The organism is Haloarcula litorea (genome assembly GCF_029338195.1).
Classification (GTDB): Archaea; Halobacteriota; Halobacteria; order Halobacteriales; family Haloarculaceae; genus Haloarcula; species Haloarcula litorea.
Genome location: NZ_CP119779.1, coordinates 2681941 through 2702843, shown reverse-complemented (window position 1 = coordinate 2702843; position 20903 = coordinate 2681941). Strand labels below are relative to the sequence as shown.

Below are 20903 nucleotides of genomic sequence, written 5' to 3'. Positions count from 1 at the left end.
GTTTCGGTATCCGACCGGGGCCGACCCGACTCGGGAGTCGGGCGGCTAGGGCGTCGAGGACCGCACCCGGTCGGCGACGGCCGGGAGCACCTCGGTCACGTCCGCCCGGAGCACGTGCTCCGCGTCCCCGTCCCGGGGCGTCTGCTCGAAGTTGACGACCACCAGCGTCGCGCCCGACTCGGCGGCGATCCGGGGGAGGAGCGAGGCCGGGCGCACCGACAGCGACGACCCGACGGCGAGGAAGACGTCGCTCTCGCGGGCCAGTCGCTGGGCCTCGCTCATCGCGGCGTCCGGCAGCGACTCCCCGAACAGCACCACGTCGGGCCGGTAGACGCCGCCACAGTCACAGCGGGGCGGCAGGTCGCCGCTCGCGGCCCGATCGAACACCTCCCCGGCCGGCCGCCGCTCCGCGCAGTCGTCGCACCGGATCCGGCGGTTCGTGCCGTGGAGTTCGACGACCCGGTCGCTGCCGGCGTCGCCGTGGAGGCCGTCGACGTTCTGGGTGACGACGGCGTCGAGGTGGCCGGCGGCCTCCATCGCCGCCAGCGCCTCGTGGGCGGCGTTGGGTTCGGGATCGACGCCGGCGAAGTGCTCCTCGCGCAGTTCCAGGCGGTCGCGCCAGAACCCCTCGGGGTCGGCGTCGAGCCGCCGCCGGTGGAAGTCCGTCGGGTCGCGCTCGTTCCAGAGACCGTCCTCGCCGCGGAACGAGGGGATGCCGGAGGCCGTCGAGACCCCCGCACCGGTGAGCGCGACCGTCGACTCGGCCGCCCGCACGGCGTCGGCCACCGACCCGATCGCGCGGTCGTGCTCCGCTGTCGAGTCGTCCATACGAGTCCGTCGGCGCGGGGCGGCCGTGGCTCTGTCGGTTCGGTCAGACGCCGGCGTCCCGTTCCGGTGGCCGACCGATTTATACTCGGAGCGTCCCGAGGGGTCGCTATGTGCTACGACCGCCTCGTGAACGGCGACGTGACCGAGCAGCGCGTCCCGTCGCTGTTGCGCGCCGAGCTGTTCTGCGCCGTGCGCAACGGGGCACTGGCGGGGGTGATCGTCCTCGTCGTACTGCTCGTCCGGGGCGTGCCGGCGTGGCTCGTGGCCGGGAGCGTCCTCGGTGCCGTCGCTCTCGGCACCGTCCTGCACCAGACCGTCCTGCTGACTGGGACGGCGGTCCTCCGCCTCCGGGACCGGGTCGGCCCCGCGGCGGCGACGGACACCTGATCGGCCGGCACCGCCGAACGCCGGTCGAGCGGCCGTCGGGAGGGGCCCGTCCGCGAGTGCCGGCCAGCCCGACCGAGACAGACGGATTTAAACGGCGGCCGCTCGGCTGTCCGTATGATATGCGATTACACGAGTACCAGGCGAAGCAGGTCTTCGCCGATGCGGGCGTCCCCACACCCGCGTCACAGCTGGCGGAGACGGTCGACGAGGCCGTCGACGCGGCCGAGGAGATCGGCTACCCGGTCGCCATCAAGGCACAGGTCCACGTCGGCGGCCGCGGGAAGGCCGGCGGCATCAAGCTCGTCGAGGACGCCGAGGAGGCCCGCGAGGCGGCCGAGGACATCCTCGGGATGGATCTCAAGGGATACCACGTCTCGACGGTGCTGGTCGAGGAGGCCGTCGACTTCGTCAACGAGCTGTACGTCGGCGTGACGATGGACCGCGGCGCGGGCAAGCCCGTGGCGATGGTCTCGACGAAGGGCGGCGTCAACATCGAGGAGGTCGCAGAGGAGGACCCCGACGCCATCGCGCGGGAACACGTCGACCCCGCCTTCGGGATGCACCCCTACCAGGCCCGGAAGGTCGTCTACGACGCCGGCGTCGACCGCGACGTGGCCAACGACGTCGCCTCGGTGCTGACCACGCTCTACCGCCTCTGGGACGACCGCGACGGCAGCGACGTCGAGGTCAACCCCCTGATGATCACGAGCGACGACGAGGTCGTCGCCGCCGACGCCGTGATGAACGTCGACGACGACGCCCTGTTCCGCCAGCCCGAGATCGCCGGGATGGGCGAGGAGGCCGCGGAGGGCGACGAGCTCGAACGGAAGGCCGACGAGTACGGCTTCGACTACGTCCGACTCGACGGCAACGTCGGCATCATCGGCAACGGCGCGGGCCTCGTGATGACGACGCTGGACCTGGTCGACCACTACGGCGGGTCGCCGGCGAACTTCCTGGACGTGGGCGGCGGCGCGAAGGCCCAGCGCATCGCGAACGCGCTCGACATGGTCTTCTCCGACGACAACGTCGACTCCGTCGTCTTCAACATCTTCGGCGGCATCACCCGCGGTGACGAGGTCGCCAACGGCATCAACCAGGCGCTGGAGCAGTTCGACGAGATCCCCAAGCCCGTCGTCGTCCGACTGGCGGGGACCAACGCCGAGGAGGGGATGGAGATCCTGAACGAGGACCTGGTGACGGTCGAGCACACGCTGGAGGACGCCGTCCAGCGTGCGGTCGAGTACGCACAGGAGGTCGAAGCATGAGTGTGTTAGTCGACGAGGACACGCGCGTCGTGGTACAGGGCATCACCGGCGGTGAGGGGAAGTTCCACACCGAGCAGATGATGGAGTACGGCACCAACGTCGTCGCCGGCGCGGTGCCGGGCAAGGGCGGCCAGGAGGTCGCCGGCGTCCCGGTCTACGACACGGTCCACGAGGCCGCCCGCGAGGAGGACGCCAACGCCTCCGTCGTGTTCGTCCCGCCGGCCTTCGCCGGCGACGCCTGCTTCGAGGCGCTCGACGTCGACGACCTCGACCTCGTCGTGACGATCACCGAGGGCATCCCCACGCAGGACATGGCGAAGGTCTACCGCCGGCTGGGCGAGACCGACACCCACCTCGTCGGGCCGAACTGCCCCGGGGTCATCACGCCCGGCGTCGCCAAGCTCGGCATCCTGCCGGGCAACATCTTCTCGTCGGGCAACGTCGGCCTGGTGTCCCGCTCCGGGACCCTGACCTACCAGGTCGTCGACAACCTCACCGAGCGCGGGCTCGGCCAGACGACGGCCATCGGCATCGGCGGCGACCCCATCATCGGGACGGACTTCGTCGACGCGCTCGAGCTGTTCGAGGCCGACCCCGACACCCACGCCGTCGTGATGTGCGGCGAGATCGGCGGCGAGGACGAGGAGGAGGCCGCCCGCTACATCGGCGAGCACATGGACACGCCGGTCGCCGGCTTCATCGCCGGCCGCACGGCCCCGCCGGGCAAGCGGATGGGCCACGCCGGCGCGATCGTCTCCGGGAGCGGGACCGGCACCGCCGAGTCCAAGATCACCGCCCTCGAGAACAACGGCGTGCCCGTCGGCGACACCCCCGAGGAGGTCGCCGACCACGTCGAGGACCTGCTGTAGCGGTCCGACCCCGCGGTTTCTTTGCCCCCGTCGCCGTACGTGCCCCCGATGACCGAGCAGGGCCGCCCACGCGACGTCCTCGTCGTGGGCCACGGACCGACGAGTGACGCGGTCGCCGACGCCCTCGCGACTGAGGTGTCGGTCGAACGGGCCGACCCGGACGCGGTCGCGGGCCGGGTGGACAGAGACACCGACGCCGTGGTGGTCGTCGACAGCCCACCGGAGCGAGACGCCGTCGAGGTGTTCGAGGCCGTCCGAAGCGCGGGCTCGCTCCGGCCGGTCCTGGCGGTGACGACCGGGGGAGCCGACCGGGTCGCGTCGCTCCGGACGGCCGGTGTCAGCGACGCCGTCCTGTGGCGGGACGGCGACGGTGCGGCGGAACTGCGCGCCCGGGTCGAGGCCCTGGCTCGCGTCCCGACCCTCGACGGGGCGGCCCAGGGCCGGCGGTGGGCCGACGTCGCCAGCGACCTCTCGCACGACGCCAAGAACCCGCTGAACGTCATCGCCGGCCGGCTGGAACTGCTCGACGTCGACGAGACCCACGCCGACGCGCTGGACCGGTCCGTCGACAGCGTCGAGACGCTGCTGAGCGAACTGTCGACGCTGGGGTCCGTCTCCAGGCTCCCCGACGAGTCCGAGCCGGTCTCGCTCGCGGGCCTGGCCGAACAGGTCTGGGGCGAGTTCGACACCGTCGACGCGACGCTGGACGTGGCGACGGACCGGACCGTCTCGGCCCCTCGTGAATCTCTTCGAGAGCTTCTCAGACGCCTCCTCGAGAACGCGCTCGTCCACGCCGGCGACGACGTGACCGTCACGGTGACGGGGACCGAGGACGGGTTCGCCGTGGCCGACGACGGCCCCGGGATCGACCCCGACGACCGGGAGCGGGTGTTCGAACAGGGGTACGCGACTTCCCACGAGCGGGAGGGGTACGGCCTGTTCGTGGTGGACCGACTGGCGGCGAGAAACGACTGGACCGTGACGGTCGGGGAGAGCGACGCGGGCGGGGCGCGGATCGACGTCACGGTCGAGTGACCCGGTAGGCGGAGCGAACTGCGAGACCACGGGCGTCTCGGGGACCCGATCCGCGGGTGGATCGACCGACGGCGTTCGATTCCGGGACCGCCGATCGGACGGCGTGAACGTTCCGGTGTAGCTATAAGGAACGGATTTCAACGTTTGGATATGCCCCACACCTGCCGGAACTGCAAGCGGACGTTCGGCACCGAACTCGAACTCGAGCTCCACCTCGACACCTGCGAGGCCGGCCAGCTCTACTGCGACGAGTGCGGCGAGCGGTTCACCGAGCGAGCCGCCACGGAGGACGGCTGGCACTATCGCTGCCCGACAGACGACTGCGACGGCTCCGGGATCGACGACGACATCCACAGGGTATCGGACGCCCGCGTCGAACAGTAAGACCCGACGCCGCCGACCGCTCCCCGCCCCGGAACTCACTTCGGCTCGACGAGCGTCGCGACGTCCCGGCACGCCAGGGCACAGACGGGCGCGTAGCCGCTCGCCGCGAGCGGGATCTCGAAGCCGACGACCGTCCCCGCGTCCGTCTCGCGGACGACGTGACCGGTCGCCGTCAGTCCGGCCACGTCCCACGTCCACCGGCGGTTCTCGCAGGCGGTGATCTCGAAGGGGACCCACACGCCCGCCGCCGTCCGGACGCGCCCGGTCGTCCCCCGCTCGACGTACCGCGTCGGCGACTCGACCGACCGGACCGACGGCCCCCAGTCGGGCCACCGCTCGGTGTCACGGAGGACGTCCCAGACGGCGTCGGCCGGGGCGTCGACGACGCGGGAGACGAACAGCCGTCGTCCGTCCGGCGTGTCCGTCAGCGAGACGTCCGTATCTCCGGGGAGGCGGACCATTATCATCGAAGATAGGACGGAGGGAAGGTATACCTTGGTCCGGTCACAACACGCCGGCAGATGATCGAGGCACGGGAGCTGCGCAAGGAGTACGGCGATTTCGTCGCCGTCGAGGGGAGTTCGTTCTCGGTCGACGCCGGGGAGGTGTTCGGCGTCATCGGACCCAACGGGGCCGGGAAGACGACGACGCTGAAGATGCTCGCCGGCCTGCTGGAACCGACCGAAGGCGAGGCGGAGGTCGCCGGCTACGACACCGACGAGACGGCGATGCGCCAGCGGCTGGGCTTCCTCCCCGAGGAGTCGCCGCTGTACGAGGAGATGACCCCGATCTCCTACCTGGAGTTCTTCGCGGACCTCTACGACGTCCCCGGCGACGTCGCCGAGGAGCGGATGCACGAGACGCTGGACGAGCTCGAGCTGGAACACCGCGACCGGAAGCTCGGCGACATGTCCAAGGGGATGAAGCGGAAGGTCGCCATCGCCCGCTCGCTCATCAACGACCCCGACGTGCTGATCTACGACGAGCCCGCCTCGGGCCTGGACCCGCTGACGACGAACTACGTCATCGAGTTCACCGAACAGCTCGCGGCGGAGGGCAAGACCATCGTCTTCTCGGCGCACAACCTCTTCCACGTCGAGTCGATCTGCGACCGGGTCGCCATCATGAACGAGGGCCGGATCGTCGCCCGCGGCGACCTCTCGGAACTGCAGTCCGAGTACGGCCGGACGGAGTACCACGTCTACACCACCGTCGAGGTCGACGGCGCGGTCCGGGAGAACGGCCACTACCGGCGGGTCGTCGAGAGTATGGACGCCGTCGAGGAGACCCGGTCGGCCGTCGAGGCGGCCGGCGGCGAGGTGGTCGACATCCGGACCGAGGAGTCCAGCCTCGAGGAGGTGTTCCTCAACGTCGCCGAGACGGAGACTCAGGGGACCCGCTACGTCGGGGAGGACGCGGCGTAGATGCAGTGGGACAAGCTGTTGCGGGTCGCGAAGTGGGAGGTGACGAAGAACGCCGGCGGCCTCGACAAGCGGACGCTCGCCGTTATGGCGGTCGCGCTGGTGGCGATGGGCGGCGTCGCTGGCGTCGCCGTCGCGGGCGGAACCGGCGTCGAGGCGGACATCTACCGCATCGGCGTCGCGGAGACGAACCCCTACTACGACGTGGCGCGCGGCGACGGGAGCTTCCGGACCCAGCCGCCGGACGTGGGCGCGGTCCGCCGGGGCGAACAGGAGCTTGCCTTCGAGGGGGCGCGACTGCTGACGCCCCCGCAGACGGTGAAGCAGTCGGCCGCGCTCTCGGAACTGCGGGACACGACCGGCCGGTACAACGATCGGCTGATGGCGCGGCCGGGCGTGAACGGGACCGCCGGGTTCCCCGTCGCCGTGACGCTGGTCTACGCCGAGCAGGACGGCGTGGAACTGGGGTCGAGCAGCGGTGGCGGCACGACCGGTGACGGCGGGACGAGCGACGGGAGCGGTGGCGGCGGAGCGGCTGGCACCGACGGTGGCGACGGGACGACCGGTGACGGAAGCGCCGGCGACGGAGCGACCGGTACCGGCGGCGCGGTCGGCGGCTCCGGCGGCGGCACGGCCGGCGGCAGCGGCGGGGCGAATCTGGGCGCGCTCGGCGCGCGGCTCACCGGCGACGTGCAGGGCGGGACGCCGGCGGACATCTCGCCGCCGTTCCCCTTCGAGTCGCTCGTGCTCGCCTTCCTCTACGTCGTCCCGATGAACTTCGTCATCCAGGCGTACGGCTCCTCGATGCTGTCCGAGCGGCTGAACCGCCGGGGAGAACTCCTGCTGGTGACGCCCGCGTCCCGGGGCGACATCATCGCGGGCAAGACGCTGCCGTACTTCGCGGGGGCCGTCGGCGTCGCGGCCGCCATCACGGGCGTCCTGCGGGTCAGCGGGATCGCGCCGACGGGCAGCCCCGTCGCGGTGCTGGCGATCCTCCCGATCGCGGGGCTCTTCCTCGCGGCGACGTTCTGTGGCGCGATGTTCGCCCGCTCGTTCAAGGAACTCACCTTCGTCACGGTGACGGTGACCGTGACGCTGACCTCCTACGCCTTCGTCCCGGCCATCTTCACCGACGTGACGCCGATCGCGCTCATCTCGCCGCTGACGCTGGTCGTGAAGGACCTCACCGGCCAGTCGATCGCGCTCGGCGAGTTCGCGTTCTCGACGGTGCCGCCGACGCTGACCGCGCTCGTGCTGTTCGGGCTCGGGGCCGGCCTCTACCGCGAGGAGGACATGTTCACCCAGCGGGCCATCCCGCTGAAGGTGCTCGACGCGCTCGCGGGCCGGATCACGTCCCGGAAGAGCGCGCTGAAACTGAGCGCGATCCTGCTGCCGTTCGTCGTCGTCGCGGAACTGGCGGCCGTCGCGTTCCTGTTCGTGCTGGACTCGGTGACGCTGAACGTCTTCGGGACGAACCAGTCGCTTGGCATCGTCCTCGTGCTGGTCGTCGTGGCGGGCATCGAGGAGGTCGCGAAGAGCGTCCACCTCTACGCGGGCTACGCCCACGCCAGCTACGAGCGCGGGCTCCGGTCGGCCGTCGGGCTCGGCGTCCTCTCGGGGGCCGGCTTCTTCGTCGCCGAGAAGGGGCTGCTCATCGCGCGGCTGTCGAACCTGGAGGACCTGCCGATCGGCAACGCCGCGCTCAGCGGGGCGACGCCGCCGGCCGGCGTCCCCGTCTGGGCCGTGGCGCTGCTGTTCCTGTTCGCGCCGCTCCTCCTGCACTCGGTGACGGCCGCCATCTCCTCGGTGGGCGCACAGCGCGGCCGGCGGGCCTACGTCGGGGCGGTGGTCGCCGCCGTCCTCGTCCACTTCGCGTACAACCTCGCGGTGGTGGTCGGGCTTGCCTGAGGACCGCCCGTGGTACCGCGACCCGCGGCTCGTCGTCGCCCGCCGGGACGTGGCGTCGCTGTCCCGCGAGAAGACCATCGTGCTGGCCCTGCTCATCCAGCTGTTCGTCGCGGGGTTCTCGTCGTTCCTCGTCGTCGGGCTCACGTCGCTGTACGACCCCGGCTCCGTCTCCGCCGGCGAGGTGGAGATGGCCGTCACGGGCGAGGCCCGCGAGGAGTTGCTGCGGGCGGCCGACGAGCGCGACGGGGCAGACGCCGTGGCGTTCGAAGACCCGCAGGCGGCGCGGTTCGCCTTCCAGGAGGGGCGCGTCGACGCGCTGCTGGCCGCGGAGTACGCGGACAGCCCCGACGGCGGACAGCGGATCGCGGTGACGGCCCGCGTTCCGGAGGGGAGCGTCCGATCGACGCTCGTCGTCGTCGAGGTCCGGGGCGTCCTGAACGCGCTGGAGCGGCAGGAACGGATCGAGCGGTCCGGCTACCTCGACGACGATCCGGTCCCGCTGCCGCCCGAGGCGTCGGCCAGCCCGTACTTCGGGTTCACCTACACCGTCCTGATCCCGCTGCTGTTGTTCCTGCCGGCGTTCATCAGCGGCTCCGTCGCCGTCGACACCGTCACCGAGGAGATGGAGCGCGGGACGCTCGAACTCCTGCGGGTCGCGCCCGTCTCGCTGCTGGACGTGGTCGACGGGAAGGCGCTGGGAATGGCGGCCCTGGCCCCGGCGCAGTCGCTGCTGTGGGTCCTGCTCCTGTCGGCGAACGGCATCCGCGTGGCGAACGTCCTCGCGCTGCTGGTGTTCGTCGCCGCCGTCGCGACGCTGGTCGTCACCATCGGGGTGACGCTGGGCGTCGCGACGGGGCGACGGCGGCCGGCGCAGTTGCTCTACTCCGTGCTGACGCTGGTGGTGTTCGGGGCCGCCGTGTTGCTCCCCGAACACCCCGCGACGACCGTCGCAAAGCTGGCCGTCGACAGCCCGTCGCTGCTGACCTACGGCCACGTCGGCGGGTTCGTCGTCCTCGCGGTCGCCGCCTACGCCGCCGCGCGCCAGTATATCGCGGGCGTCGACCCGAGCGCGCTCTGAACTGGGAGGTGGCTTTTTGCCGTCGCCGCTCTGCCCTCCGGTATGGAGTACACGACACTGGGTTCGACCGGGATGGAGGTCAGCCGACTCTGCCTGGGCTGTATGAGCTTCGGCACGCCGGAGTGGCGCGAGTGGGTACTCGACGAGTCGGAGAGCCGGGAGGTCATCGAGCGGGCGATCGACCTCGGGATCAACTTCTTCGACACCGCCAACATGTACTCGCGGGGCGAGTCCGAGCGGGTGCTCGGGAACGTGCTGGACGACTACGAGCGCGACGAGCAGGTCGTCGCCACCAAGGGGTACTTCCAGATGGACGACGGGAACCCCAACTCCGGGGGGCTCTCGCGGAAGGCCCTGGAGCAGGAGCTGTCGAACTCCCTCGATCGGCTGGGGATGGACACCGTCGACCTCTACCAGATCCACCGCTGGGACTACGACACCCCGATCGAAGGGACGCTCCGGACGCTCGACGACGCCGTCCGACGCGGGCAGACCCGGTACGTCGGCGCGTCGTCGATGTGGGCCTACCAGCTCGCCGAGTCGCTGCGTGTGAGCGACCTGCGGAACCTCGAACGGTTCGCGACGATGCAGGACCACTACAATCTGCTCTACCGCGAGGAAGAGCGGGAGATGTTGCCGCTCTGTGACCGCGAGGGGATCGGCGTCATCCCGTGGAGCCCGCTGGCCCGGGGCTACCTCACGCGGCCCCACGAGGAGTTCGACGCGACGACGCGGGGCGAGACGGACAGCCACGCCCGCGAACACCCCTACTTCGAGGGCAACGGCCGCGAGGTCAACGAGCGCGTGGGGGAACTGGCCGAGGAGTACGACGCCACGATGGCACAGATCGCGCTGGCGTGGGTCCTCGACAAGGAGTGGGTGGACGCACCGATCGTCGGCACCTCCAGCGTCGAGCACCTGGAAGAGGCCGTCGAGGCGCTGGAGATCGACCTCGCCGAGAGCGACGTGGCGTGGCTGGAGGAGCCCTACGAGCCGGTGCCGGTGTCGGGACACGAGTAGGCCATCCGAGAACGAGCGGGGGAGCGAACCGATCCCCGAATCGGGGTGCCGACAGAGCGGTCGAACAACGACCGAGAGCCAGTGCAGACCGGGGTGGCTCCCCACGCCCGAAAACTGGCGCGCACAGCTAATATCCGGGGCGTCGTACTCGTCGTATGTACGATGTCCCATTCGACACCGGTATCGACACGCAGTTCGCCGATAGCATCGTGACTGCGGCCCGGACCAGCATCGGCGACACGCTCCGGAGCGTGGTGTACTTCACGCCCTCCGAGATGGACCTGTTGTACGTTCGCTCGGACCTCTACGAGACCCGTGAGACTGCCCTGGAGGTCAAGGCCCGACTCGTCGAGTTCGAGCGCGTCGGCTTCGCTGAGGCCCCGGTCCGGACAGCGCTGGCGGTCCCCGCCGCCGACGAGAGCATCGGTCCCTACGAGTTCACCGTGCGGGTCCACGGGGAGGGGTTCGTGGTCCGCGTCCTCGGCCCGGACGCGGGCGTGTTGCTCACGACCGACGGTATCGACGTTGACGACTTCGAGGAGGCCGCCGTCGCCATCACGGCGGTACTCGAAGACTGATCGGCGGCCGGCTACGCCGCGCCGCTTGGCCCCACCTCGTCCCGGACGACGAGGTAGAGGATCCAGACGACGACGCTGCCGAAGAACGCTCCGGCGGCCCACGCGAGGGCGTGGCCGCTGTCGCGTCGGTCCGCGTCCCGGTAGATCAGGACGGCGGCGATCAGTGGCACCACGACCGAGAGGAACATCACGATCAGGAGGACGAGGATCTCGATGCCACCGGGGACGCCGAACTGCAGTGGGTGGAGGGCCATACCTCCGACTGTTACGGCGGACGACAAAAACGTTCGGTAGCGCCCGCGCCGGGACTCAGGGGACCCGACCGCCCGGCGTCCCGGGATCGTCGGTCCCCGCCTGCTCGTGGGTGTGGTGGAAGAAGCGGACCACGGGCGTCCCGCCCTCGCCGGCCGGCTGGAAGCAGACGCGGCGGAACACCTCGTTGTCCAGCAGATTGACCATCACGCCCTCGTCGTGGACCGACACCGACTCGAAGTCGGCCCCACAGACCGGACAGACAACGGGGCGGTCGGCGGCGGGGGACGCCGCCGACTCTGTCTCCGGTCCGTCCTCGCCGTCGCCGCTCACGACCGCACCTCGTCGGCGACCCGGCGGATCGTCTCGTAGCTGTCGTCGTCGTAGGCGATCAGGCGCACGTCGGTCAGCGACGACGGCTCGAAGTCGCGGATCACCTCGCAGATGAGCCGCACGCCCTCCTCGAAGTCGAAGCCCGCGATGCCACACCCGATCGCCGGGAGGACGACGGACTCGCAGTCCAGCGCGTCGGCCTCGGCGAGCGCGTTCCGGGTGGCGTCGCGGATGGACTCCGCCGTCGACTCGCCGCCGGGCGGCATCGCGGCGGCGTGGATCACGTACTCTGCGTCGAGGTCGTAGGCGTCCGTCGTCGCGACGCCGCCCAGATCGACGGGTCCCTTCGCGACGGCCTCGTCGGGCAGGCCCGACCCCGCGGCGCGCTTGAGCGCACCGGCGACGCCGGACCCCATCCGGAGGCTCGTGTTCGCGGCGTTGACGAGCGCGTCGGCCGACTGTGCGGCGATGTCGCCCTGGACCACCTCGAACTCCATACGCGGGGCTGGGAGCGCCGCGCCCATAGAACCACTGGGGGCGTGCCGCCCCCGCGTCACGGTTCGTGCCAGGGCCTGCCACGCCAGGCCGAAAACCGTCCGATCCCTACGCCAGGTATGGACCTGCTCACGATGGCGTGGCGGGACGTGGGGTTCCTGCACTGGCCGGTCGAGCCCGAGGTCGTGGCGGCGACGCTCCCCGACGGGCTCTCGGTCGACACCCACGAGGGGCGGGCCTGGCTCGGCGTCGTGCCCTTCGAGATGGCGGACGTCCGACCGCGCGGGAGTCCCCTCGGCCGGTCGTTCGGCGAGCTGAACCTCCGGACCTACGTCACCGACGGGACGACGCCCGGCGTCTACTTCTACAACCTCGACGCCGACGACAGGCTCGGCGTCTCCGTCGCCCGCCGGCTGTTCGAGCTGCCGTACTACCGCGCGTCGATGACCGTCCGCCGGCGCGGCGACGACGTCCGGTTCCGGAGCCAGCGGACCGACGGTCGCGCGCCGCCGGCGGACTTCGACGCGACGTACGGCCCCGCCGCCGACAGCGAGCCGAGCACGCCGGAGCCGGGCTCGCGCGAGGCGTTCCTCGTGTCGCGGTACCGCTTCTACGTCGCCGACCGCGACGGCCGCGTGTACTACGCCGACATCGACCACGAGCCCTGGCCGCTCCAGGCCGGCCGCGTCGAGGTCCGCCGGAACGAGCTGTTCGAGGCCAACGGCTTCGACGACCCCGTCGGCGACCCGGTCGTCCACTACAGTCCCGCCATCGACGTGACCGCCGGCCGCCTCCACCGGGCTTGAGGGCGTGACACTCACGTCGCTCGGCGTCGAACCCCTCGCTATGCGCACGCTCCGTCCGCTCGACGTGACCGTCGAGGACGCCTGTTTCTGCCACTGGCCGGTCGACGCGGACGCCCTCGCCGCGGCGGTTCCCGACTGGCTCACAGTCGAGCGGTTCGACGGGACCGCGTGGGTGACGGCCCTCGCCCACACCGTCGCGAGCGCCGACACCTTCGGCGTCTCGCTGACCCGGCCGGCCGAGTGGGTCAACGTCCGGACGCCGGTCCGTGGTCCCGACGGCCAGCGCGGCGTCCGCTTCCTCGCCGTCTACACCGCCGACGAGGTGGCGTCGGCGCTCGGCGGCCCCGGGCTGGGGCTCCCGATCCGGGAGGGCGAGGTCACGCGGGCGGACGAGGGGAGTGGCCGGCGACGACGCACCCTCACCGCCGACGGCCGGCGGGTGTTCGACGTCCGGTACACGCCGGGCGACGGCGACCCGGGATCGGCTCCGCCGGACTCGCTGGCCCGATTCCTCGTCGAGCGCGAGCGGTACTTCGCCAGCGACGCGCTGGGGACGCGGCTGGTCGGGAGCGTCAGCGGCGACGACTGGCCGCTGGCACCCGTCGCGGCCGACGCGGGGGCCGCACCGCTCGACGCGCTGTCGCTGCCGCCGGCCGAGGGCGACCCGGTCGTCCACTACAGCCCGGGGAAGACGCTCTCGCTCGCGCCGCCGGTCCCGGTGTGGCTGGACTGAGGGCCGCCGTGTGGGGCTGTGGCCGTCCGAGCGACGGACGGCGGAGCGGAACCGACGGGCACCGATCCACCGGCGTTTCGGGGGAACGACTAAGTCACGCCGCTCGGAAACGGTCGTCGTGCGATACAGCACCGTCTTGCCGGTCGCCCTCGCCGTCGGCGGACTCGCGGCCATCGTGGTCGGCGTCCACCAGGGGCTCGTTCACGTCGCTCCGGGGTACGAGGGGACGATCGTGACCGGGTGGGGCGGGAGACTCAATCGGAGCGAGCGACTGCTCGCGGGCGTCGGTGCCGTCGGCGTCGTCGGCACCGTCGCTACGCTCCGGTGGCGACGGGCCGCCGTCGTACCGATCGCCGGCGGCGGTGTCGTGCTGTTCTACGCGCTCCGGGCGGTCTACTGGCACGTTCGGAACACGACCCTGTACGCCGAGACGACGATGTACGACGGCGACCCGGTCGTGTTCGTCCTCGGAGCCGAACCCTTCCTGCTCGTCGTCGGCGGACTGCTCCTCGTCGCCGCCGGAGTGCTCGGGTGGCGACGACTGGGGCGAGGGCACGACCAGCCGACGGCGGGGACGCCGCCGTCGACCGTGTAGTGCCGCCGAGCGGCCGCGTGGTTCCGTCCGACCGGCGTCGGTCCAGCGTCGGCCCGGACCCGCGAACACGGACACGCGCACGCGGGGGCGACGGTGGGACGGGGAACGGTCGTCGACCACCCTCAGGTTTACCTCGACCGCGCGGTCAGGGTTCACACGATGGAGACTGACAGGGCGAGCGCGTGGGCGGGGGTGGCGTCGGTCGGCCTGACGGACCTGGCGATCCTCGCGGCGACGGTGGCGTCGCCGACGTTCCGGTGGACCGGGGACGCGCTGTCGGACCTGGGCCAGCCGGGCGACGCCGCGGCGACGCCGGTGACGACGCTGCTGTTCGACGGCGGACTGGTCGTCGGTGCCGTCGTCGGGCTGGCGTTCGCGCTGACACTGTCCCGGGGGGCCGGCCACCCGGTCGAACGCGTCGCCGCCCTGCCGTTCGTGGTCGCGCTGATCGGCCTGGCGGGCGTCGGCGTGTTCCCGTACAGCCAGGCGCTGCACGCGCCGGCCGCGGTGACGTTCTACCTGGCGTCGATGGTGGCGATGGCCGCCTACGCCGTCGGGAACGCCCTGGCCGGGGCTCGGGTGCGCGGGGCCGTCACGCTCGCGCTCGTCGGCGTCCACGTCGCCGTCTGGTACTGGTGGGCGACCGGCGGCGCGTTCACCCGCGGCGGGCTCGCAGTGCCGGAGTTCGCCGGCGCGCTGTTGTTCGGCGGCTGGGTCGTCTGGACGGCCCGCTGGCACCTCGCCGGCGAACGGGCCGGCGCGGCCGCGCCCACGGCCCCGTCGTCCACGGCACGGACAAAGGGCTAAGGGACTGCACCGACAGTCACCGACGAGATGGCAGCCATCGAGACGACGGACCTCCGCCGCGACTTCGGCGACGTGACCGCGCTGGACGGCCTCTCCCTGTCGATCGAGGAGGGGGCCGTCTTCGGCCTGCTGGGGCCGAACGGCTCGGGAAAGACGACGACCATCGAGCTGCTGACCGGGCAGCGCGAGCCCACCGGCGGCTCGGCCAGCGTCGTCGGGCGCGACCCCGCAGCGGAACCGCTCGCCGTCCGGTCGGCCATCGGCATCCTCCCGGAGCGCGAGGACCCGCCGAGCTTCCTCACGCCGCGGGAGTACCTCACCTTCGTCTCGGAGGTTCGCGACGTGGCCGACCACGAGGCCCGCATCGACGAGTGGGCCGACCGGCTCGGGTTCGCCGGCGTCCTCGACGCGCTCGCGACCGGGCTCTCGGAGGGCGAACGACAGCGCGTGATGCTGGCCGCCGCGTTCCTCCACGACCCCGACCTCGTGTTCATCGACGAGCCGCTGGTCAACCTCGACCCTATCATGCAGGAGGAGGTCAAGTCCCAGCTCGCGAGCTACTGCGAGCGCGGGAACACGCTGTTCCTCTCGACCCACTACGTCGACGTGGCCGCCGAGCTCTGCACCCACGTCGGCATCGTCGAGGACGGCCGCCTCGTCGCCGAGTGTGACCCCCGCGAGATGACCGAGGCCGACCTGCTGGACTACTTCGTCGCCGAGGTCGGCGGCGACGCGGCGGGGGTCCGGGCGTGACCGGCGGGCTGTTCCGCAGGCTGCTCCGCGAGGAGTGGCGGCTCCACAGCCACCTGTTCGGGGGCCGGCGGTTCGCCCTGTTCCCGCTCCTGATCGCCGCGCTAGCGGCCGCCGGGACGTGGCTGCTGGCTTACACGGGGACGCCGCCGGCGGACGTGGCCGGCGGGCTGGTCGCGCTCGTGGGCTTTTTCGGCCTGCAGGTCGGCACCATCGGGCTCGTCGGCCGGGACGCCCTGCGGGACGTGCTGGGCGACGTGACGCTGCTGGTGTTCTCCGCGCGGACGCTGCCGCTCTCGTGGCGACGGCTGCTGGCGACGTTCCTCGTCAAGGACGTCTGCTACTACACCGGGTTCGTGCTGACGCCGGCCGTCGTCGGCGTCGGCGTGGTGGCGGCCGAGTCGGGGCTGGCTCCGGCGGCCGTCGCCCGCCTCTGGGTGGCCGCCGTCACCGCCTTCGCGTTCGGCGCGTCCCTGAGCCTCGCGCTGATCGCGCTGGCCGCCCGGAGTCGGGCCGTCCTGCTCGTCGCGCTGGCCGGCGGGACCAGCGCCGCCGTCGCCGGGGCGCTGGACCCCGTGGCGTACACGCCCTACGCGCTGTACGCCGGCGGCTCGCTCGACGCGGTCGCACGGGGACTCGTCCCGACCGCGGCGCTCGCGGTGGCCGGCGTCGCGCTGTTCGAACCGGTCGACGACGGCGGGTCGGGCCGACACCGCACCACCGAGCGGCTGTTCACCGGCGTCGAGGACCCGCTCACGCGGCGGCCGCTGCTCTCGGTGGCCCGCTCCTCGGGCTCGGTCGGCAAGGTCGTCTTCTCGATGGGCGTGCTGTTCGCCGTGACGGCGCTGTTGCTCGCGCGGGTCGCCGCGGCGACGGGAATCGACCCCCACGCCGGCGTCGCGCTCGGGACGCTGCTCGGACTGGGGGCGTTCACCACCTACAGCTGGGTGACGCAGTTCGAGGGGCAGCGGGAGTACCTGCGGTTCCCGGTTGGCTACGACGCCGTCTTCCGCGGGGCGCTGCGGGCCCATCTGGCGCTGTCGGTGCCGACGGCGCTGGCCTACCTCGCCGTCGCGGCGCTGTGGTACCCGCCGGCGGACCTCGCCGTCGGTGCGCTCGTGGCCCCCGGCGTCGCGAGCTACGTCTTCGGGGTGTCGGCGTACCTGACGGGGCTGGCCCCGAACGAACTGCTGTTCGACACCGCGCTGTTCGCCGCCTTCGGCGCGGCGCTGGCGGCGCTCGCGGTCCCGCTGCTGGTCGCGGCACTGGTCGTCGCCGTCGCCCCGACGCTGGCCGTCGGTGGGGCCGTCGCGCTCTCGGCGGTGGCGGGCGCGGCCGGGTGGTGGCTCGCCCGCCGGGCCGGCCCGCGCTGGCAGCGCCGTCTCGCGGCCTGAGTCGACGAGCGAGCGGACTGCGTGGGCTTTTGCCGACCCCGTTCGTAGGGATCGACGATGACACTGCGGGGCGCGATCCTCGACCTCGACGGCACCGTCTACCACGGCGACTCCCCGCTGCCCGGCGCGAGCCGGGCGGTCGACCGGCTGCGGGACCGCGGCCTCTCGATCTGTTTCTTCTCGAACAACCCCCTGCACGGCGGCGCGGAGTACGTCGAGCGCCTGCAGACGTTGGGGATCGACGCCCGTGCGGGGGAGGCGTGTTCGTCGGCGACCGTCACTCGGCGCTACGTCGACGAGAACCACGCGGACGACGCGGTGTTCGTCGTCGGGGACGACTCGGTCCGGGAGCGGATCGACCGGACGGAGGCGACCGTGACGGAAGAGCCGCGGGAGGCCGACGTGTTGCTCGCCTCCTGGACCGACGAGTTCCACTACCGGGACATGCTGGCGGCGCTGCGGGCGCTCGACGAGGACACCGCCTTCCTCGGCACGGACCCGGACGTGACCTTCCCCGACGGCGACGGGAACCCGGTCCCGGGGTCCGGGGCGGTCGTCAGGGCCATCGCCGGCGTCACGGAGCGGGACCCCGACGCCGTGCTGGGCAAGCCCTCCGAGTGGGCCGTCGAAGCGGCCCTCGAACGGGTCGACTGCCCCGCCGAGGACTGCCTCGTCGTCGGCGACCGCCTCGACACGGACGTCGCGATGGGCGAGCGGGCGGGGATGACGACGGTGCTGGTCCGGTCCGGCGTCGGTGACCGGCGGGCGATCGAGGGGAGCGACGTGACGCCGGACCACGTCGTCGACTCGCTGGCGGACGTGCCCGACCTGCTCCCCGCCGAGTGATTGTTGTTGTCTGTCCTATATCTTTAAACGACCGCCAGCCCTACGTCCGGACGGTGTTACCGATGAGCAAGTCCATCCTGATGATCGTCGGCGACTTCGGCGAAGACCTCGAGATTATGGTCCCGTTCCAGGCGCTCCAGATGGTCGGACACGACGTGGACGCGGTGTGTCCGGACAAGGAGGCCGGCGAGACGGTCAAGACGGCCGTCCACGACTTCCGCGGCGACCAGACCTACCTGGAGGAGCGCGGTCACGACTTCGAACTGAACGCGACGATGGCCGAGATCGAACCGAGCGACTACGACGCCCTGGTGGTACCGGGCGGGCGTGCCCCCGAGTACCTCCGTACCTACGACGAGGTCCTCGACGCGGTCCGGCACTTCTTCGACGCGGACAAGCCGGTCGCCGCCCTCTGTCACGGCCCGCAGATCCTCGCGGCCGCCGGCGTCCTCGACGGCTACGAGATGACGGCCTACCCCGCGGTCCGGGCCGAGTGTGAGGCCGCCGGCTGTTCGTGGGTCGACGAGGTGACGACGGACGGCAATCTCGTGACCGGCCAGGCCTGGCCGGACCACCCCGAGTGGCTGGCCGGGTTCATGGACCTGCTCGGGGACGAGGTGTCCCACGAGGCGGCCGTGGCCGCCGACGACTGACCGCGTCGGCCTCTCGCGGCCGTCTCAGGCCGGTCGCAGCCGGTTGACGGCCCCGGTCGATCCCGAGACTCGCCCTCTCTCCGTCGTGCAGACGAGCAGTTCCCCCTCACCGGTCTCCCCGAACGAGAGCACCATCGGCCCGACGTCCTCGCCCGAGACCGGGACGGTCGTCACCGGCCACTGCTCGGCACCGCTGTCCGTCGCGATGAACAGGTCGCCCTCGGCGCGCCAGTCGGCGAAGACGTACCGCATCTGTAGTTCGGGCAGGTCGCTCCCGGCGTAGCGGTACCCCCCGATGACGGAGACGCCCGAGACGGGGCCGCCGCTGTGGGGGTACTGGACGATGGGGCCGGACAGTTCCGTCCCGTCCGGCGTCTCGCTCGGACAGGAGTCGGCCCCGAAACAGGCCGTCCCCTCGCGGACGTTCCAGCCGTAGTTCCCGCCGGCCTCGACGACGTTCACCTCCTCGTAGCGGGACTGGCCGACGTCCGCGACGAAGAAGTCGCCGTCGGGTCCGAAGGAGAACCGCCAGGGGTTGCGCAGGCCCCAGGCGTACTGCTCGGGCAGCCCCTCCGTCCCCACGAGGGGGTTGTCGGCGGGCACTCCGTAGGGCCGCCCGCCGTCACCCTCGCGGTCGACGTCGATCCGGAGGATACTCCCCAGCAGGTTCTCGGTCACGTCCTGTCCGTTGCCCCCGGCGACGGCGTCGTACCAGTCCGCGACGTGGCCCCGTCCCCGGTCGTTGGCCCCGCCGCCGTCACCCACGCCGACGTAGAGGTAGCCGTCGGGGCCGAACGCCACCGACCCGGCGTTGTGGTTGGACTGTGGCTGGGGGATCTCCAGCAGGACCCGCTCGCTGGCCGGGTCGACGGTCCCGTCGGCCAGTCGGAACTCAGAGAGGACGAACGTGTGCGAGTAGCCGTCGGGCATCCCGTCCCGGAGCGGCGCGCTGTACCGGAGGTAGACGCGGCCCCCGCCGTCGAACGCGGGGTGGACGGCCATCCCGAGCAGCCCCCGTTCGTCGTAGCCGCCAACGTCGACCATCCGATCTCGCAAGTCGAGGGCGGCCGTCCGCTCGCCGTCGCGGACGGCCGAGACGACGCCGATCTGGTCGACGACGTAGTGCGTGCTCGGCCCGGTCGTGACCACGTTCACGGGCGACGTGAACCCCGTCGCGACCGTCTCGGCACCGAGTTCGAGAGCAGCCAGCCCCGGGTCCTCCGTCCCGGTGACCGTCTCCGTGCTCCCATCCTGGCCGTCGCCCTGCCTCCCACACCCGGCGAGGGCGGCGAGTCCGAGTCCGCCGGCCCGGAGGAAGCGGCGTCGCGTCGGCGTGTCCATACGCCTCGGGAGGACCGGACGGACAAGAAGGTTGGCCGCGTCGAATAAACTCCAAACAACGGGAAAGTGCCCAGTCGTCGAACCCTTTATGCACGGGCTGACGCAAAAGGTGAGACGACTATGGTCGACAGAGAGGACCTGCGGAGCCAGTTCGTCGAAGCGTTCGAAGACGCAGACTACCCCATCTCCAGCCCGATGGACCTCGTGCCGGCGCTGCCAAGCGGCCCGTCCACGAAGTTCGAGTCGGGCGACTTCTCGATGACCGCGATGGAGCTCAACACCAAGCTCGACGGGGACTTCCCCTACGACGACGTCGACTCCTTCGTCGACGACGTGATGGCGTCGCTCGAGGACCGCGACCTCATCTGAGCAGGGCGGGGCGCGCGGCGACGACGAGGAGTGCGGTGACGAACACGCCGAGGACGAGCAACAGGTAGTTCGCCAGCGTGTCGTCGGCGCGGGCCAGCCCGAGCGTGTACTTCTTCCCGGAGACCGGCCAGAACGGGACGATACCCGCCGGTGTGATGACGTCGGCGAGCAGGTGCGACCCGACGGCGGTCACGCCAACGACGACTCCGAACAACGCGAGGGTCGCGGGCTGCCACGTCCCGCCGTTCGCACCGACCAGCCAGCCGACAGCGCCGAGACAGCCGCCCACGACGAGGGCGAACGGGAGCGTGTGAGTCACGCCCCGGTGGCTGACCAGCGGCACCCGCTGGTCGTAGTCCGGCAGCGGTGCGAGTGCCAGCGAGAGCGCACCGCCCGCGACCGCCAGCGTCGGGTCGCCGAGCACCAGCAGCGCGAACCCGAGGGGTGCGTAGCCGAGCAACGCCGCCCCGTAGTGCCCCGTGCGATACACGTGGGGCCCTTGTCGCCGCTTCGTGGTTAATAGCTCGGGTGGACACCACTCCCGTTTTTCCGTCCGGCTCGCCAACGGTCGCTATGCTCGCGACGGCGTGGCTGGACCTGCTGGTGGCGACGTTCGGCCCCTTTCTCATCCCGGCGACGCTGTTCGTCATCGGCGCGGCCGGCTACCTCTTCCTCTGGCTGTTGACCCGCCGCCGCAGGGAGACCTACACCGCCGACGACGAGGTGTGATTCCCCGAAACTGACGGTTCGCTC

General features: G+C 71.6%; 27 protein-coding genes. 20 read left to right on the top strand and 7 right to left on the bottom strand.

Annotated features, from left to right (window positions below; translation table 11 throughout):
• Positions 1-45: 45 nt before the first annotated feature.
• On the bottom strand, positions 46-828 hold the full coding sequence (locus P0592_RS14625; protein ID WP_276271643.1) for an NAD-dependent deacylase: 783 nt from the start codon (positions 826-828) through the stop codon (positions 46-48).
• Between the two features lie 108 nt (positions 829-936).
• Between P0592_RS14625 and P0592_RS14620 the strand changes: the two genes are divergently transcribed.
• The 5 genes from P0592_RS14620 to P0592_RS14600 all read left to right on the top strand — a co-directional run bounded on the left by P0592_RS14620 (position 937) and on the right by P0592_RS14600 (position 4771).
• Entirely contained in the window at positions 937-1215 is a 279-nt protein-coding gene (locus P0592_RS14620) for a hypothetical protein (protein ID WP_276271642.1), read from the top strand.
• A 119-nt stretch (positions 1216-1334) separates the two neighbouring features.
• The gene (sucC, locus tag P0592_RS14615; protein WP_276271641.1) at positions 1335-2483 is read left to right on the top strand and encodes an ADP-forming succinate--CoA ligase subunit beta; all 1149 of its coding nucleotides are present in this window, start codon (positions 1335-1337) and stop codon (positions 2481-2483) included.
• Positions 2480-3352: a succinate--CoA ligase subunit alpha gene (gene sucD, locus P0592_RS14610; protein ID WP_276271640.1), complete on the top strand. Its 873-nt coding sequence runs from the start codon at positions 2480-2482 to the stop codon at positions 3350-3352. The genes sucC and sucD overlap by 4 nt, the downstream gene beginning before the upstream one ends.
• A gap of 48 nt (positions 3353-3400) precedes the next feature.
• Positions 3401-4387, top strand: a complete 987-nt coding sequence (locus P0592_RS14605) for a sensor histidine kinase (RefSeq protein ID WP_276271639.1) — start codon at positions 3401-3403, stop codon at positions 4385-4387.
• A gap of 150 nt (positions 4388-4537) precedes the next feature.
• Positions 4538-4771 (top strand): transcriptional regulator, encoded by a 234-nt coding sequence (locus P0592_RS14600; protein WP_276271638.1) that lies wholly within the window; start codon positions 4538-4540, stop codon positions 4769-4771.
• Between the two features lie 35 nt (positions 4772-4806).
• Here the strand turns inward: P0592_RS14600 and P0592_RS14595 are convergent, their stop codons facing one another.
• Positions 4807-5232: an SRPBCC family protein gene (locus P0592_RS14595; protein ID WP_276271637.1), complete on the bottom strand. Its 426-nt coding sequence runs from the start codon at positions 5230-5232 to the stop codon at positions 4807-4809.
• A gap of 60 nt (positions 5233-5292) precedes the next feature.
• Between P0592_RS14595 and P0592_RS14590 the strand changes: the two genes are divergently transcribed.
• The 5 genes from P0592_RS14590 to P0592_RS14570 all read left to right on the top strand — a co-directional run bounded on the left by P0592_RS14590 (position 5293) and on the right by P0592_RS14570 (position 10776).
• The gene (locus P0592_RS14590) at positions 5293-6195 is read left to right on the top strand and encodes an ABC transporter ATP-binding protein (protein ID WP_276271636.1); all 903 of its coding nucleotides are present in this window, start codon (positions 5293-5295) and stop codon (positions 6193-6195) included.
• Entirely contained in the window at positions 6196-8100 is a 1905-nt protein-coding gene (locus P0592_RS14585) for an ABC transporter permease family protein (RefSeq protein ID WP_276271635.1), read from the top strand.
• Positions 8093-9178: an ABC transporter permease gene (locus tag P0592_RS14580; protein WP_276271634.1), complete on the top strand. Its 1086-nt coding sequence runs from the start codon at positions 8093-8095 to the stop codon at positions 9176-9178. The genes P0592_RS14585 and P0592_RS14580 overlap by 8 nt, the downstream gene beginning before the upstream one ends.
• A gap of 42 nt (positions 9179-9220) precedes the next feature.
• Positions 9221-10198 carry an aldo/keto reductase gene (locus tag P0592_RS14575; protein ID WP_276271633.1) on the top strand — a complete coding sequence of 326 codons (978 nt, stop codon included), beginning with the start codon at positions 9221-9223 and terminating at the stop codon, positions 10196-10198.
• A gap of 155 nt (positions 10199-10353) precedes the next feature.
• Positions 10354-10776, top strand: coding sequence for a DUF7522 family protein (locus P0592_RS14570; protein WP_276271632.1), 423 nt, complete (start codon positions 10354-10356; stop codon positions 10774-10776).
• A gap of 11 nt (positions 10777-10787) precedes the next feature.
• Here the strand turns inward: P0592_RS14570 and P0592_RS14565 are convergent, their stop codons facing one another.
• From P0592_RS14565 to P0592_RS14555, 3 genes are read right to left on the bottom strand one after another with little or no spacing between them, the layout of a single operon-like run.
• Positions 10788-11030 (bottom strand): hypothetical protein, encoded by a 243-nt coding sequence (locus P0592_RS14565; protein ID WP_276271631.1) that lies wholly within the window; start codon positions 11028-11030, stop codon positions 10788-10790.
• Positions 11031-11085: 55 nt separating this feature from the next.
• Complete coding sequence (locus P0592_RS14560; RefSeq protein ID WP_276271630.1) at positions 11086-11361, bottom strand: DUF8145 family protein; 276 nt, start codon at positions 11359-11361, stop codon at positions 11086-11088.
• Positions 11358-11858: a macro domain-containing protein gene (locus P0592_RS14555; protein WP_276271629.1), complete on the bottom strand. Its 501-nt coding sequence runs from the start codon at positions 11856-11858 to the stop codon at positions 11358-11360. The genes P0592_RS14560 and P0592_RS14555 overlap by 4 nt, the downstream gene beginning before the upstream one ends.
• 117 nt (positions 11859-11975) lie before the next feature.
• Here P0592_RS14555 and P0592_RS14550 point away from each other — a divergent pair, with 117 nt between their 5' ends.
• From P0592_RS14550 to P0592_RS14515, 8 genes are all read left to right on the top strand, one after another.
• Positions 11976-12662 (top strand): YqjF family protein, encoded by a 687-nt coding sequence (locus P0592_RS14550; RefSeq protein ID WP_276271628.1) that lies wholly within the window; start codon positions 11976-11978, stop codon positions 12660-12662.
• 40 nt (positions 12663-12702) lie between these two features.
• Positions 12703-13395 (top strand): DUF2071 domain-containing protein, encoded by a 693-nt coding sequence (locus tag P0592_RS14545; protein ID WP_276271627.1) that lies wholly within the window; start codon positions 12703-12705, stop codon positions 13393-13395.
• Positions 13396-13513: 118 nt separating this feature from the next.
• The gene (locus P0592_RS14540; protein ID WP_276271626.1) at positions 13514-13990 is read left to right on the top strand and encodes a hypothetical protein; all 477 of its coding nucleotides are present in this window, start codon (positions 13514-13516) and stop codon (positions 13988-13990) included.
• A gap of 159 nt (positions 13991-14149) precedes the next feature.
• The gene (locus P0592_RS14535) at positions 14150-14797 is read left to right on the top strand and encodes a DUF998 domain-containing protein (RefSeq protein ID WP_276271625.1); all 648 of its coding nucleotides are present in this window, start codon (positions 14150-14152) and stop codon (positions 14795-14797) included.
• A gap of 27 nt (positions 14798-14824) precedes the next feature.
• Positions 14825-15550, top strand: a complete 726-nt coding sequence (locus P0592_RS14530) for an ABC transporter ATP-binding protein (protein ID WP_276271624.1) — start codon at positions 14825-14827, stop codon at positions 15548-15550.
• Entirely contained in the window at positions 15547-16941 is a 1395-nt protein-coding gene (locus tag P0592_RS14525) for a hypothetical protein (RefSeq protein ID WP_276271623.1), read from the top strand. Before P0592_RS14530 ends, P0592_RS14525 begins: the two co-directional genes overlap by 4 nt.
• 57 nt (positions 16942-16998) lie before the next feature.
• Complete coding sequence (locus tag P0592_RS14520) at positions 16999-17787, top strand: HAD-IIA family hydrolase (RefSeq protein WP_276271622.1); 789 nt, start codon at positions 16999-17001, stop codon at positions 17785-17787.
• Positions 17788-17849: 62 nt separating this feature from the next.
• Positions 17850-18440 carry a DJ-1/PfpI family protein gene (locus P0592_RS14515; RefSeq protein ID WP_276271621.1) on the top strand — a complete coding sequence of 197 codons (591 nt, stop codon included), beginning with the start codon at positions 17850-17852 and terminating at the stop codon, positions 18438-18440.
• Between the two features lie 24 nt (positions 18441-18464).
• Here the strand turns inward: P0592_RS14515 and P0592_RS14510 are convergent, their stop codons facing one another.
• On the bottom strand, positions 18465-19781 hold the full coding sequence (locus P0592_RS14510) for a PQQ-dependent sugar dehydrogenase (protein ID WP_276271620.1): 1317 nt from the start codon (positions 19779-19781) through the stop codon (positions 18465-18467).
• A gap of 120 nt (positions 19782-19901) precedes the next feature.
• Between P0592_RS14510 and P0592_RS14505 the strand changes: the two genes are divergently transcribed.
• On the top strand, positions 19902-20150 hold the full coding sequence (locus P0592_RS14505; protein WP_276271619.1) for an MTH865 family protein: 249 nt from the start codon (positions 19902-19904) through the stop codon (positions 20148-20150).
• On the opposite strand, the gene P0592_RS14500 is transcribed toward P0592_RS14505, so the two are convergent.
• Positions 20143-20640 carry a metal-dependent hydrolase gene (locus tag P0592_RS14500; protein ID WP_276271618.1) on the bottom strand — a complete coding sequence of 166 codons (498 nt, stop codon included), beginning with the start codon at positions 20638-20640 and terminating at the stop codon, positions 20143-20145. The genes P0592_RS14505 and P0592_RS14500 overlap by 8 nt on opposite strands.
• Positions 20641-20723: 83 nt before the next feature.
• Between P0592_RS14500 and P0592_RS14495 the strand changes: the two genes are divergently transcribed.
• The gene (locus P0592_RS14495) at positions 20724-20879 is read left to right on the top strand and encodes a hypothetical protein (protein WP_276271617.1); all 156 of its coding nucleotides are present in this window, start codon (positions 20724-20726) and stop codon (positions 20877-20879) included.
• Positions 20880-20903: the final 24 nt, after the last annotated feature.

Excerpts from the sequence above, each read along its gene's own strand:
- P0592_RS14625 (WP_276271643.1), bottom strand. The coding sequence starts at position 828 with ATGGACGACTCGACAGCGGAGCACGACCGCGCGATCGGGTCGGTGGCC.
- P0592_RS14620 (WP_276271642.1), top strand. The coding sequence starts at position 937 with ATGTGCTACGACCGCCTCGTGAACGGCGACGTGACCGAGCAGCGCGTC.
- sucC (WP_276271641.1), top strand. The coding sequence starts at position 1,335 with ATGCGATTACACGAGTACCAGGCGAAGCAGGTCTTCGCCGATGCGGGC.
- sucD (WP_276271640.1), top strand. The coding sequence starts at position 2,480 with ATGAGTGTGTTAGTCGACGAGGACACGCGCGTCGTGGTACAGGGCATC.
- P0592_RS14605 (WP_276271639.1), top strand. The coding sequence starts at position 3,401 with ATGACCGAGCAGGGCCGCCCACGCGACGTCCTCGTCGTGGGCCACGGA.
- P0592_RS14600 (WP_276271638.1), top strand. The coding sequence starts at position 4,538 with ATGCCCCACACCTGCCGGAACTGCAAGCGGACGTTCGGCACCGAACTC.
- P0592_RS14595 (WP_276271637.1), bottom strand. The coding sequence starts at position 5,232 with ATGGTCCGCCTCCCCGGAGATACGGACGTCTCGCTGACGGACACGCCG.
- P0592_RS14590 (WP_276271636.1), top strand. The coding sequence starts at position 5,293 with ATGATCGAGGCACGGGAGCTGCGCAAGGAGTACGGCGATTTCGTCGCC.
- P0592_RS14585 (WP_276271635.1), top strand. The coding sequence starts at position 6,196 with ATGCAGTGGGACAAGCTGTTGCGGGTCGCGAAGTGGGAGGTGACGAAG.
- P0592_RS14575 (WP_276271633.1), top strand. The coding sequence starts at position 9,221 with ATGGAGTACACGACACTGGGTTCGACCGGGATGGAGGTCAGCCGACTC.
- P0592_RS14570 (WP_276271632.1), top strand. The coding sequence starts at position 10,354 with ATGTACGATGTCCCATTCGACACCGGTATCGACACGCAGTTCGCCGAT.
- P0592_RS14565 (WP_276271631.1), bottom strand. The coding sequence starts at position 11,030 with ATGGCCCTCCACCCACTGCAGTTCGGCGTCCCCGGTGGCATCGAGATC.
- P0592_RS14555 (WP_276271629.1), bottom strand. The coding sequence starts at position 11,858 with ATGGAGTTCGAGGTGGTCCAGGGCGACATCGCCGCACAGTCGGCCGAC.
- P0592_RS14550 (WP_276271628.1), top strand. The coding sequence starts at position 11,976 with ATGGACCTGCTCACGATGGCGTGGCGGGACGTGGGGTTCCTGCACTGG.
- P0592_RS14545 (WP_276271627.1), top strand. The coding sequence starts at position 12,703 with ATGCGCACGCTCCGTCCGCTCGACGTGACCGTCGAGGACGCCTGTTTC.
- P0592_RS14535 (WP_276271625.1), top strand. The coding sequence starts at position 14,150 with ATGGAGACTGACAGGGCGAGCGCGTGGGCGGGGGTGGCGTCGGTCGGC.
- P0592_RS14530 (WP_276271624.1), top strand. The coding sequence starts at position 14,825 with ATGGCAGCCATCGAGACGACGGACCTCCGCCGCGACTTCGGCGACGTG.
- P0592_RS14520 (WP_276271622.1), top strand. The coding sequence starts at position 16,999 with ATGACACTGCGGGGCGCGATCCTCGACCTCGACGGCACCGTCTACCAC.
- P0592_RS14515 (WP_276271621.1), top strand. The coding sequence starts at position 17,850 with ATGAGCAAGTCCATCCTGATGATCGTCGGCGACTTCGGCGAAGACCTC.
- P0592_RS14510 (WP_276271620.1), bottom strand. The coding sequence starts at position 19,781 with ATGGACACGCCGACGCGACGCCGCTTCCTCCGGGCCGGCGGACTCGGA.
- P0592_RS14505 (WP_276271619.1), top strand. The coding sequence starts at position 19,902 with ATGGTCGACAGAGAGGACCTGCGGAGCCAGTTCGTCGAAGCGTTCGAA.
- P0592_RS14495 (WP_276271617.1), top strand. The coding sequence starts at position 20,724 with ATGCTCGCGACGGCGTGGCTGGACCTGCTGGTGGCGACGTTCGGCCCC.